This is a genomic window from Sphingobacterium phlebotomi, from assembly GCF_008180195.1.
GTDB lineage: Bacteria > Bacteroidota > Bacteroidia > Sphingobacteriales > Sphingobacteriaceae > Sphingobacterium > Sphingobacterium phlebotomi.
Map to the genome: position 1 here is coordinate 63042 of NZ_VTAV01000013.1, position 12254 is coordinate 75295.

Consider the following 12254-nt stretch of genomic DNA (forward strand, 5'->3'; position numbering starts at 1 on the left):
CATCATGGCAACCAATAAGGAAAATATATGGAATGTACCTAATGCACTGTCCGCTTACCGCATCTTGGCGTTACCATTTATTATATACGCTATTATTAGCGGAAATAAAAGTTTGTTCATCACTCTCTTATCCATTAATTTGATTACCGATATTTTGGATGGTTTGATTGCCCGCGCTTTCAAACTGCAGACAGAGCTCGGAGCAAGACTGGATTCTTTAGCGGATATCGGAACCTACATCATGGCCTTTGTAGGCATGATTGTGCTTGAACAAGATTTCGTACAAGAGTATAGATTTGAATTTATAGTATTGATAGGCTTATGGTTGCTTCTGCAGTTGTTAGCTATATTCCGGTTTGGACGTTTTCCCAGCTTTCACCTGTGGTCGAGCAAAGCCATCGGTTATGTTCAGGGTATATTTATATTCACCTTTTTCCTTTTGGGTTTTTGGAAACCCTATTTTTATTTCATGGTGGTGATCAGCTGCTTATCATATCTGGAAGAATTGCTCTTGGTTGTATCGTTGCCCAGGCTCCGTTCTAACCTCAAAAGCGCATTCTTTGTCTTCCGACATAAAATATGACGGACTATGTTTTGGACATTATTCTATATTATCATTGTATTCTTCACTATCGGTGCGGTAGCCATATTCGTACTCAATAGAACGAGTGATGCTGAACAACGGAGAGCACGTTGGGTGAAATATATCTTCTACCTCCTTGCTGTCAGTTTAACTGTCTGGTGTATCCAATATGGCATGATGCACTATTTGGCGATCGGGTTACTCCTCATTGGAACATACGAAATCCTGACGAGCTGGCGTTCGTCAAACAACGGGATATTGTTTTTAGGACTATCTATCCTATTTTATATGGCCATAGCTTTTGGCTTTTATCAATTTTCCAGTCAAGTCGCATTAGAAAGGATATTATATGTCTATGCCATCGTGTTTACGTTTGATGGATTCGCCCAAATTATCGGTCAGCTCTTTGGCAGGAAGAAAGTTCTACCGAGAATCAGTCCGGATAAAACCATAGCAGGTGTTATCGGCGGGTATGTCATGGGAATAGCTACGGGATTGTTCGTGATGCAGTGGCTGAACATGTCGGGATATGCGATAGGGTTTTCGCCATTACTCATTTGCACGGCAGCCTTTGTAGGCGATGCCCTAGCTTCCTGGTACAAACGTCGGTGTAATCTAAAAGATTATAGCAACCTCATTCCTGGACATGGTGGTGTATTGGATAGGTTTGACAGTTTCCTTTTTGCAGGAGCAGTTTTTTGGTTAATTTATTTATAAATCAAAACTTCGGGGTAGAAACACGTCGCCCCTACAACATATTATGGGAACACAACAAAATGAATACAGCAATCAGGAAGAAAACAACGCTTCTTTCATAAAGCGTTTCTGGATATATCAACGAGAGCGTTTCCCGTTGTTGGCACACGGGATTATGATTAGTGCCTTTAGTTTTTCGGCCATAGCTTATTCCAGAATTTCGAGAGGTGTGGAGGGTTTCATCTCTTGGCAACATTTTTTGGTAGGCGTATTTACCACAGTCACACTTTTTTTACTGGTTAGGATATTTGACGAGTTCAAGGACGCCAAAGAAGATGCGATGTATCGGAAAGAATTGCCTGTTCCACGTGGGTTGATTTCTTTTAAAGAACTGAGATTAACAGGTATGGTGCTATTTTTAGTACAAATCAGCGTCAACCTCATTTTCTTCCCCAAGATGCTGATCATTTATGGCATCGTCATTTTTTACCTGTGCTTGATGGGGAAAGAATTTTTTGTGGCGGATTGGCTGAAGAAGCATCCCTTTTGGTACGTGACTTCGCACATGCTGATTATTCCGCTGATTGATATTTACGCCAGTGGACTGGATTGGTTGCTGGCAGGTGCCGATGCACCAAGAGGATTACTGTTCTTTTTCGCTGTTTCTTTCATGAATGGTATCGTCCTTGAAATTGGACGAAAAATAAGAACCCCATCCGATGAGAAGGTTGGTGTAGAAACCTATTCGTATATGCTTGGCGCTAAAAAAGCGACAGAATTATGGATATTTATTTTGTTCGTTACATGGCTGTTAAGTATAGCAGCATCTTATTATGCCGGGTACGGTATACTTGCTTATATCATTTTAACCGCTATATTTATGTTGAGTTGTATCTCGGCTGTTCTGTTTATGAACAACATGACAAGTAAGCGTGCAAAAGCAATTGAATTGACTTCAGCAGGATGGACAATCGCTATGTATCTCAGCTTAGGTGGTGTGCCGATGTTGGAACGCTTGTTTGGATAACAACCCTCATTCAAAAAAAAGAAAAAACAAATGATTTTTATTCAAGGTAATCAATATCAATATATAGAACATCCGGCGATTGGAGGCAAAGCTAAAAATCTACTGAAATTAGGTCAGTTAGGTCTGCATGTTCCGAAATGGGCCGTATTACCCGCTGATTTTCTGGCCGAGGTCTTCAAAAATGTATCCTCCATCGAGCATACAAAAGATGTATTGCATGCCATCGACCGATACGTCTTCCCTCCTGTCGTACAAGCCAAATTAAACGAATTGTTCGCCGATGTCACCTATTTGGCAGTACGTTCTTCCGCGTTGGACGAAGATGGACGGCAACATTCTTTTGCCGGACAGTTTGAAAGCTATCTATATGTCAAAAAAGAACACGTGCTGGAAAGCATAAAAGATGTCTGGCGTTCCGTTTTTTCGGAACGTGTGCTTTCTTACCGACAGGCAAACCATCTGGGCCCAAGCTTGGGCATCGGCGTTATCATACAGGAAATGATTGATGCCGATGCTGCGGGAGTCGCTTTTGGTATGAACCCCGTAAATGGACATCGGAAAGAGAAACTCATATCGGCTGTATTTGGCGTGGGCGAAGGTTTGGTATCCGGTGAGCTGGAAGCAGATCATTATATGATCACCAACAGGCTTATCGATCGGCAGACCGTTCGCAAAAAACAGAAAATGGTGTTCAACCCGAGCGGTGCAGGTGGAACTGTATTGATAGACGTTCCGAGAATCAATCAAAATGACCAGGCCGTTTCGGACGAAATCCTTTGGCAACTGGACGAGTTATTGGAGAAGCTAAGAAAATCCTTCGGGCTATATCAAGATATGGAGTTCGCCGTTAAGGACGATAACCTGTATATCTTACAGACACGTCCGATAACGGGACTTTCCAAATTGCCCGATCCGACCAGCGAATATATTGTATGGGACAACAGTAATATCGTGGAATCTTACCCTGGCGTAACCACACCATTAACCTTTTCTTTTATCAGCCAATCATACGAAACCGCTTACAAAATATTTGTATCGATATTAGGCGTGGATGAGCAGACTATCCATCGTCATCAAGGGGTGTTTGCGAATATGCTCGGGTTCATCAATGGGCGGGTATATTATAATTTACGATCCTGGTATCATTTATTGGCGATGTTACCCGGATACAGCCTGAATGCACGTTTTATGGAGCAAATGATGGGCGTCAAAGAAAGTTTCGATGTTCCGGAAAGTTATCTCTTACCAAAAGGAAAAGCATGGAGACGTATTTTGAAAATGCTCGTTAAGATGTACAGACATTTCAGAACTTTACCCAAACAGCGGATAGCGTTCAAAAATTTATTGGACCGCACGATCGATAAGTACAAAAGAATAGATTTTCAATCCAAGGACGCCAACGAATTGATGAATTTGTATCTTCATTTCGAACGAACACTTCTCCATCAGTGGAAGGCTCCCCTACTCAATGATTTTTTCGCGATGATATGGTTTGGATTGCTCAAAAAACGCTGTGAGGAGTATACAAAAGAAAAACATCCGAATATCCATAACGACCTGTTATGCGGCAGTTCGGATATCATCTCTACACAACCGATTCACCGCAGTGTCGAGATAGCAACCTATATTTCAGATACCCCCTATTTGAAACAAGTGTTCCTCCGCGAAACGTCCGAGGATATCTGGCAGTTTTTGCTATACGACCATCTCCCAGAAAGCAAGAAAGCAAAACAGATGGTTCAACAATACTTAACAGATTTTGGAGAGCGGTGTGTTGGGGAATTAAAGTTGGAAACCATCTCCTATACACAAGATCCATCTCGATTTGTACAGGTACTGAAATCATACGTCGAGTCTGGAATCACATCCGCTAAAACTTCTAACCAAATAGAGGAAAAGCTCCGAACAGATGCGGAAGCCGTCATGAAGAAAGCGCTACGCCATAAGCCGTTCAAAAAATGGATTTTCAAGAAAACATTAAATCGCACCCGTGATTTGGTGAGCGCACGTGAAAACCTACGCTATGAACGAACCAGAGGTTTTGGGATTGTGCGGGAGATTTTCACCTATATCGGTAAGCGGTTCTATGAAGAAGATGTACTGGAATTTGATCGCGATATCTTCTTCTTGAGCAAAGAAGAAATTTTCGCCTATATTGAGGGTCGCAGTTTAACAACCGACCTCAAATCACTCGTCGCCGTACGCAAAGAAGAGCACGAGCGCTTCCAGCAGATGCCGATGCCGTCCGAACGCATCGGTACGTACGGCATTGTGTACCAAAGTAACGATTTTTATAGCAAGAGCAAGATAGAAATAGCAGAAAGCGACTTAAAAGGAATTGGTTGCTGTCCGGGACAGGTCAAAGCGAGAGCTCGTGTCGTACACCATCCGAACGACATAGATTCCTTGGATGGCGATATTCTAGTAACAACCAGTACCGACCCCGGATGGGTAACGCTTTTCCCCAGTGCAGGAGCTATTATTGTGGAACGAGGAAGTCTACTGAGCCATTCGGCGATCGTTTCCCGGGAAATGGGCATTCCCTGTATTGTTAGCGTAACAGGATTATTGTCTCGTGTCAAAACAGGCGATTGGATCAAGATGGATGGGAGTACAGGTGAAATCAAGATTTTGGACGAAGAACAAAAAAAACACCATCATGGGTAATCTGGATAAAAAAGTTGATTTTAGTATTATCCGTTATGCCAATTGTTGGGAAGATCCGGAGATTCTGCTCCCGGGACTGGCACCTAAAAGCGGTTCGAAAATTTTATCCATCGCTTCCGCCGGAGACAACAGTTTTTCATTGCTTAACACTGATCCCGAACTGGTTATCGCCGTAGACGTAAATCTGACCCAACTATACCTCGTAGAGTTGAAAAAAGCTGCTATTCGTTCTTTGGACTATGAAGACGTACTTATTTTTCTGGGTTTTCACGAGGGGGCAGACAGACTGAAACTATTCCAACAGTTGAAACAGGAGTTAACTACTGATACGCGTCAATATTGGGAACGACATACCGATACGATAACCCGAGGCATCATACACCAAGGAAAATTCGAACGGTATTTTCAGCTGTTTGCCAAACGCGTATTGCCTTTCATTCACCGTAAACGACAGGTCGAACAATTGCTGGCATCAAAAGATGAAATGGAACAAGTCCAGTTTTACCACAAAAATTGGAATACCTGGCGTTGGCGTTTATTCTTCAATATCTTCTTTAGTCGTTTCGTGATGGGGAAATGGGGACGTGATCCACAGTTCTTAAAAGAAGTAGGCATAGACGTTTCCGCTTACATCTTCAAGAAAGCCGAGAAACAGCTAAAAAAGGTCGGTGCACAGCGAAATCCGCTGCTGCGTTATAACCTAACCGGAAATTTCGGTTCGCTATTGCCGCATTATTTACGCCCCGAGTCCTATAATAAGATAAAGGGCAATTTGGATAGTTTAATTATACGTCAGGGATTCGCCGAGCAGGTAGCGCAGGATTATGGTCGATTTCATAGCATGAATTTATCCAATATATTCGAGTACATGGACAAAAAACTCTTTACGGAAACCGCAGAAAAACTGATACAACTGTTGGCAGATGGTGGCAGAATCGGTTATTGGAATTTGATGGTACCACGACGTATCTCCGGCATTTTTCCGTCCGAAGTACGCTATTTGAGCAAACTGTCCCAAACACTAACAGCGGATGACAACGGCTTCTTTTACAATCAATTTATCGTGGAAGAAAAGTAATGGAAACGAACCTGAAACATACACTTATCCTCGCAGGATGCTATCTGGTGCTCTTCGGCCTCGGAGAGTTCTTGTATCACGGTTTAAAAGTAAAAGTCGAGTTAACAAGAAAATTGGTGCATCTGGGTACAGGACTGCTAGCCTTACTTTTCCCTGTACTGCTCGACAACCATTGGTGGGTGCTATTATTATGCGCTTCATTTGCGGTGATACTGATTTGTTCGTTGCGCTTCGATCTGCTAAAATCTATCAACGCGATCGATCGCAAATCAGTAGGTAGCTTAGCCTATCCGGTAGCCGTTTACGGATGCTACCTTTCGTACAGCTATCAAGGACATCAATACATCTATTATTACCTTCCTATCATGATACTCGCTATCAGTGACCCTTTGGCGGCATTGTGTGGTAAAAAATGGCCTTGGGGTTCTTATCGAATAGCCGGGGCTACGAAAACAGCAACAGGGTCTTTGGTCTTCTTTATCGGTGCCTTTTTGATTGCCTTTCTCAGCTGGCGATACTTTTATTTATCTGACATGAATACGAGTAAGGTGTTAGCTTTTGCGTTTATTGCGTTATTATCGACTATTGCCGAAGCCGTCAGCCGGGACGGTTATGATAATGTTTCGATTCCTTTCACAGTCATAGCGAGCATGTTATTGACACAATCATGGATAATATGATGACCACCGAAATTTACGATAAGGACCAATCCGACACATTTGCTCGAATAAATGTATCGCAAGAAAATGAATATATTCCTACGGATCACTACCACGCAGGTATTGCGGTTAAACAGCAAGACAATTACCTTGCAAAAGCTGTTTTATATATAAATAAGGGGATAAAATATCAATATAAAAATGTAGGATTGGTTGGTGCATACGAGGCACAAGAAAACGAGGAGGCGGTGCGGCAATTGTTTCAGGCCGTCGAAAAGCTGGCCAAGGAAAAAGGTCTAGATTTCCTCATTGGTCCGATGAACGGTTCAACCTGGGAAAATTACCGCTTTCATGACCATCCCGAAAATCCCTTGTTCTTTATGGAGATGAAACACCAATCTCATTATGCCAAACAATGGAAATCAATGTGCTTTCAACCGATAGCGCATTACTATTCGGCGATAGCCACCCTTACACCACGACGAAATGAAAAAACCGATCAGGTAAAAAGCAGGTTATTTCGTGATGGAGTTGTCATCCGGGGAATAGATATGGATAATTACGAAGCCGATCTGAAAAAACTATATCCGTTTTTACACGAATCCTTCAAACAAAACTTTTTATACACGCCCATTAGCGAATCGTCTTTTTTAGTAAAGTACTTACCATTGCAACCTGTGCTGAAGCCAGAATTAGTCCAAATTGCAGAACACGAGGGTAAGATCGTTGGTGTTTTGCTGGGTACGGATGATCTTTTGAACCCAACAAGCAAAACCTTAATCATCAAAACGCTCGCTCGTAGTCCAGAACGACTATATCGGGGTTTAGGATTAGTATTGGTCGATGAATTTTATCAAAAAGGAATATCCGGGGCATATCAGCAAATTGTTTTTGCTTTCATGATTGACGAGGGTGATGCAACTCCCCTATCCGATCACTACAATGGACATCTGTTAAAAACCTATACGCTCTATGGAAAATCCATTTAACATCGTTGGTCTTTTTTTGCATACAGCTGCAAGGTACCCTGACAAAACGGCTATCCGGGATAAAAGCGGTGATAAAATTACTTTTTCAGAACTCGCACAGCATGTTCGGAAAACAGCAAATCACTTTGAACGGAAAGGGCTACGAAAAGGCGATCGGGTTTTATTGTTTGTACCGATGGGCATTGATCTCTACCGAAATGTATTGGCCCTCTTTTACCTGGGAGCGACTGTCGTTTTTGTAGACCAATGGAGCAAGATCGACCGTTTGGATACCTGTTGTCAAATAGCGGATTGCAAAGCTTTTGTCGGTAGCTGGAAAGCCCACCTATTGCGCTTCTTTTCCAAAGGTATCCGGCAAATTCCGATCAAGTTAGGATTGTCTTATTCCAAGGAGGAACATGATAAAATTTGCCGTACGTTATCGGAAGATGCAGCACTTATTACCTTTACGACGGGCAGTACCGGAATGCCGAAGGCGGCACTGCGGACACATGGTTTCTTATACGAACAATTTAAAGCACTGGAAGAGGAGATCAATGCAAAACCATCGGACGTGGATATGTCGGTTTTGCCCATTGTCTTGCTCATCAATCTGGCACTGGGGTCAACGTCGGTGATTGCCGACTTCAACCCATCGAAACCAACGAAAATCCGACCACGAAGAATAGTAAAACAGCTTTTGGATTATCGGGTTACCAGATTGGTGGCTTCCCCTTATTTTGTCAAACGTATTGCCGAACATGTTTCCGAACATAAAATTTCATTACCGCAATTGAACGATATCTTTACCGGTGGCGCGCCTGTATTTTTAAAAGAAGCGAAACTGTACAATAAGGCATTCCCGGGTAAAAATGTACAAGTTCTCTACGGTTCTACGGAAGCGGAGCCTATTAGTTCAATAACCGCAGCTGAATTGGCTTCCGAAACATATACATTCAGCCTAAAACAAGGTTTATCCGTAGGGAGTATTTTTCATAAAGCGCAAGTAAAGATTATTCCTATTACAGATAAATCGCTTTTCGATATTTCTTCTGAAGCGTTTGCGCATATGCAACAGCCCGAAGGCGTATGGGGAGAAATCATTGTTGCCGGTCCGCATGTCCTCACGCAATATTATAAAAATGAACAAGCCCTCCGGGCTAATAAGATTCTGATTGATGGTGTCTACTGGCACCGAACCGGTGACAGTGGTTATATCCGAGATGGACGTCTCTTCCTCACAGGAAGGTGCAATACGCTCATCCCGCAAGGCGAAGATTGGCTTTCTACTTTTGTTTTTGAAAACTTCGTACAGTCTATCAACGGCGTTGAAATGGGAACGATTCTTTCCGACGGCAACGGTATAATAGCATTTATTGAACTAACAGAAAATAAGCAGTCAACCAAAGAAAATATCCTAAGCGAATTTCAGAAACTACCGTTTAAAATAACAACCGTAAAATTCCAGCGGTTGCCACGGGATCCCCGCCATCATTCTAAGATTGAATACAGCAAGTTAATCTAGAACGTCATCCGCTGTATTCTTATGGCATTCAAAATCGCCAATAGTGCTACGCCCACATCAGCGAATACAGCTTCCCACATGGTGGCCAGTCCGCCTGCTCCGAGAATAAGTACGATGGCCTTTACTCCGAAAGCTAATCCGATATTTTGCCACACGATTTTTTTTGTTTGTTTACCCATGTTGATCGCCATAGGAATTTTACTCGGTTTATCATCTTGAATAACCACATCCGCCGTTTCGATAGTAGCATCACTCCCCAGTCCACCCATAGCTATCCCAACATCACTCAATGCCACCACCGGTGCGTCATTCACGCCATCCCCGACAAACGCAACGCTTTCGCCCTTAGCTTTGATTTCTTTTATCTTGTTTACTTTATCTTCCGGTAACAGATCTCCAAACGCATTACGAATTCCCAACGTTTTTGCTACGTATTGTACAACCGTATTCTTATCGCCACTCAACATGGTTGGTTTCACGCCAAGTGACTTCAATTTATCAATCGTCAATTGGGCGTCCTCTTTGATATTGTCTGCAATCGTGATATACCCCACAAATTTATGATCGTATGCAACGGCAATAGTCGTATAAACAATGCTGTTAACATCTAAATCGTATCGGATCCCGAATTTATCCATCAGTTTGAAATTACCGACTAACAAGTCTTTTCCCTTAACAGTCGCTTTCAACCCATATCCTGCAATTTCTTCTATATGGACCAGCTCAATGGAACGATCTATACCTCCAACATAGTGGTGAATTGCCGTGGCGACAGGATGTGTACTGTGGCTTTCCAAAGCATTGACCATTTGAAGCATCTCACCGCTGTCAAATTCCGAACTAAGATTCACTTCTTGCACGTTAAAAACACCCTCCGTCATCGTTCCGGTCTTATCCATTACCACGTTTTGGATACGGGCAAGGGTATCTAAAAAATTGCTACCCTTTATCAAGATACCATTCCGGCTGGCTGCTCCAATTCCACCGAAATAACCCAACGGAATAGAAATGACTAAAGCGCAGGGGCAAGAAATCACCAGGAATACCAAGGCCCGGTATAACCAGTCCGCAAAAATATAATCACTAACAAACAATGCAGGCAAGAGCGTAATTCCAATGGCGAGGAACACCACGATAGGTGTATAAATTTTGGCAAACTTTCGTATAAACAATTCCGTTGGCGCCTTCTGAGAGGATGCGTTTTGTACTAATACCAATATCTTACTCAATTTGCTATCAGTATAAGCCGTTGTTACCTTTACCTGTGATACGGTATTTAAGTTAATCATTCCAGCCAAAACCGTTTCTCCTTTGCTTTTCGTATCCGGTCTACTTTCGCCTGTTAATGCGGACGTATTGAATGATGCCGAGTCTGACAATAATTCACCATCCAAGCCAAGTTTTTCTCCGGGCTTCAGCTGTATGATCGCGCCGATGTCCACGGTTTCTGCTTTTACGGTTTGTGGTTCGTTGTTTCTTAAAACCGTTACTTCATCGGGTCTTTGGTCAAGCAAAGATTTAATATTAGATTTTGCCTTCGAGACAGCCATCGTCTGAAATACTTCACCAATACTATAAAACAACATGACGGCGACACCTTCCGGATATTCGCCAATAGCAAATGCGCCGATCGTAGCAATACCCATGAGAAAAAACTCTGAAAAAATATCGCCTTTTCCTATACTCCCCACAGCTTCTTTGAGTACCGGCAGGCCAACAGGAATATAGGCAACCCCATACCAAATAACCCTTACCCAATCTGTAAACCATGTTTGTGGAAACCAATGATCCATGGCAATACCCGCAAGCAACAGTACAAGGGAAACACCTGCTGGCATAAACATCTTGAAAACACTGTCGCTATTATCCGAATGATCGTGTCCATGATCATGTTCTTCATGATGACGTTTTTTTGTACTGCAACAACTATCTTCCACTATAAAATTTGCCCCGTCTGCTTTCGTATATATTTTTTCTTCTTGTGTACAACAAAGCTGTTTGCCCTCCGCATCGTATATATGTTTATGTGCCATTACAAATATTTTAATGATCTTCAGATACTTTACTAATTTACACAATTACTATTGCAAAGTTCATACGGATGAAATAAACAGTTTGGAATGTTTTTCTCTGTTTATGCAACACAAAATGATGTCAAACCCATACGGAAATGCGATGCCGGCGGATAGAAACATCATGTCGGCAGACGGAAGTGTCACATCGTCGCACGGAAGTGTCGCGTCGTCGTGCGGAAGTGTCGCGTCGTCGTGCGGAAGTGTCGCGTCGTCGTGCGGAAGTACCGCATCGTCGTACGGAAGTACCGCATCGGCGCACGGAAGTACCGCGTCGGCGCACGGAAGGATCGTATCGGCAGACGGGGAAATGTCATTGCCGTCCATCTGTACACAACTTCCGTCCATCTTTATCACGTCGGCGCACGGAAGAATGGCTTCCCTGAACGGGGAAATAAGCCGGAAGAGTATCTTTGTCACCTCGCCGGACGGAAAAACCATCTTCCCGCACGAAGAAACCATGTCGTTGCCCGGTATACCGTTAAAGCCGTACGCCGACATCACGTCGGCGTACGGCAACGTGATGTCGGCGCACGGAAAAATAACAGGAAAGAATTTCATCGTGTTTACGTACATATACATGTTGATGCATGCACGGTGCATTTACGTCATGTACAGCGATAAAGCTAATACGGCAAATGATTTATTGATTATGTTCCGTGATTTTATGGACAACGAGACGTACAAAAACGCAAAAAAGCCATTTTTCTTAGCGAAAAACAGCTTTTTTATTGAGCTCCTGAAGCTGGGCTCGAACCAGCGACCCTCTGATTAACAGTCAGATGCTCTAACCAACTGAGCTATTCAGGAATTTGTACTTTAGGCCGCGATTTCACTCGTTTTTCTAAAGTGACACAAAGATACAGCTTCGTTTTTAATATCCAAAAAAAATTAGAAAAAAGATATTCTTATCTATATTATCGCTTTTTCGCGTAACCTAAATGAGAGTTTCACACGATTTAATAGAATCAGATCAGTC

Annotated in this window: 10 protein-coding genes and 1 tRNA gene; 9 read left to right on the top strand and 2 right to left on the bottom strand. The window is 42.7% G+C overall.

Going from position 1 to position 12254, the window contains the following annotated elements; all coding sequences use genetic code 11:
• The first annotated feature begins 4 nt into the window (after positions 1-4).
• Genes FXV77_RS16210 through FXV77_RS16245 form a run of 8 tightly spaced genes read left to right on the top strand, consistent with a single transcriptional unit; the run spans position 5 to position 9203 of the window.
• Positions 5-583 carry a CDP-alcohol phosphatidyltransferase family protein gene (locus FXV77_RS16210; protein ID WP_148920288.1) on the top strand — a complete coding sequence of 193 codons (579 nt, stop codon included), beginning with the start codon at positions 5-7 and terminating at the stop codon, positions 581-583.
• Positions 584-589: 6 nt separating this feature from the next.
• On the top strand, positions 590-1300 hold the full coding sequence (locus FXV77_RS16215; RefSeq protein WP_148920289.1) for a phosphatidate cytidylyltransferase: 711 nt from the start codon (positions 590-592) through the stop codon (positions 1298-1300).
• 43 nt (positions 1301-1343) lie between these two features.
• Complete coding sequence (locus FXV77_RS16220; RefSeq protein WP_148920290.1) at positions 1344-2306, top strand: UbiA family prenyltransferase; 963 nt, start codon at positions 1344-1346, stop codon at positions 2304-2306.
• 30 nt (positions 2307-2336) lie between these two features.
• Complete coding sequence (locus FXV77_RS16225; protein WP_148920291.1) at positions 2337-4973, top strand: PEP/pyruvate-binding domain-containing protein; 2637 nt, start codon at positions 2337-2339, stop codon at positions 4971-4973.
• The gene (locus FXV77_RS16230) at positions 4966-6051 is read left to right on the top strand and encodes a DUF3419 family protein (protein WP_148920292.1); all 1086 of its coding nucleotides are present in this window, start codon (positions 4966-4968) and stop codon (positions 6049-6051) included. The genes FXV77_RS16225 and FXV77_RS16230 overlap by 8 nt, the downstream gene beginning before the upstream one ends.
• Positions 6051-6731: a diacylglycerol/polyprenol kinase family protein gene (locus FXV77_RS16235; RefSeq protein ID WP_148920293.1), complete on the top strand. Its 681-nt coding sequence runs from the start codon at positions 6051-6053 to the stop codon at positions 6729-6731. The genes FXV77_RS16230 and FXV77_RS16235 overlap by 1 nt, the downstream gene beginning before the upstream one ends.
• Positions 6728-7699 (top strand): hypothetical protein, encoded by a 972-nt coding sequence (locus tag FXV77_RS16240; protein ID WP_148920294.1) that lies wholly within the window; start codon positions 6728-6730, stop codon positions 7697-7699. The genes FXV77_RS16235 and FXV77_RS16240 overlap by 4 nt, the downstream gene beginning before the upstream one ends.
• Positions 7683-9203 (top strand): AMP-binding protein, encoded by a 1521-nt coding sequence (locus FXV77_RS16245; protein WP_148920295.1) that lies wholly within the window; start codon positions 7683-7685, stop codon positions 9201-9203. The genes FXV77_RS16240 and FXV77_RS16245 overlap by 17 nt, the downstream gene beginning before the upstream one ends.
• Here the strand turns inward: FXV77_RS16245 and FXV77_RS16250 are convergent.
• Positions 9200-11236: a heavy metal translocating P-type ATPase gene (locus FXV77_RS16250; protein WP_148920296.1), complete on the bottom strand. Its 2037-nt coding sequence runs from the start codon at positions 11234-11236 to the stop codon at positions 9200-9202. The genes FXV77_RS16245 and FXV77_RS16250 overlap by 4 nt on opposite strands.
• A gap of 213 nt (positions 11237-11449) precedes the next feature.
• Between FXV77_RS16250 and FXV77_RS16255 the strand changes: the two genes are divergently transcribed.
• Entirely contained in the window at positions 11450-11899 is a 450-nt protein-coding gene (locus FXV77_RS16255; RefSeq protein WP_148920297.1) for a hypothetical protein, read from the top strand.
• Between the two features lie 112 nt (positions 11900-12011).
• Here the strand turns inward: FXV77_RS16255 and FXV77_RS16260 are convergent.
• A tRNA-Asn gene (locus tag FXV77_RS16260) sits at positions 12012-12085 on the bottom strand.
• Between the last annotated feature and the right edge of the window lie 169 nt (positions 12086-12254).

Excerpts from the sequence above, each read along its gene's own strand:
- FXV77_RS16215 (WP_148920289.1), top strand. The coding sequence starts at position 590 with ATGTTTTGGACATTATTCTATATTATCATTGTATTCTTCACTATCGGT.
- FXV77_RS16250 (WP_148920296.1), bottom strand. The coding sequence starts at position 11,236 with ATGGCACATAAACATATATACGATGCGGAGGGCAAACAGCTTTGTTGT.
- FXV77_RS16240 (WP_148920294.1), top strand. The coding sequence starts at position 6,728 with ATGATGACCACCGAAATTTACGATAAGGACCAATCCGACACATTTGCT.
- FXV77_RS16245 (WP_148920295.1), top strand. The coding sequence starts at position 7,683 with ATGGAAAATCCATTTAACATCGTTGGTCTTTTTTTGCATACAGCTGCA.
- FXV77_RS16230 (WP_148920292.1), top strand. The coding sequence starts at position 4,966 with ATGGGTAATCTGGATAAAAAAGTTGATTTTAGTATTATCCGTTATGCC.
- FXV77_RS16220 (WP_148920290.1), top strand. The coding sequence starts at position 1,344 with ATGGGAACACAACAAAATGAATACAGCAATCAGGAAGAAAACAACGCT.
- FXV77_RS16210 (WP_148920288.1), top strand. The coding sequence starts at position 5 with ATGGCAACCAATAAGGAAAATATATGGAATGTACCTAATGCACTGTCC.
- FXV77_RS16235 (WP_148920293.1), top strand. The coding sequence starts at position 6,051 with ATGGAAACGAACCTGAAACATACACTTATCCTCGCAGGATGCTATCTG.
- FXV77_RS16225 (WP_148920291.1), top strand. The coding sequence starts at position 2,337 with ATGATTTTTATTCAAGGTAATCAATATCAATATATAGAACATCCGGCG.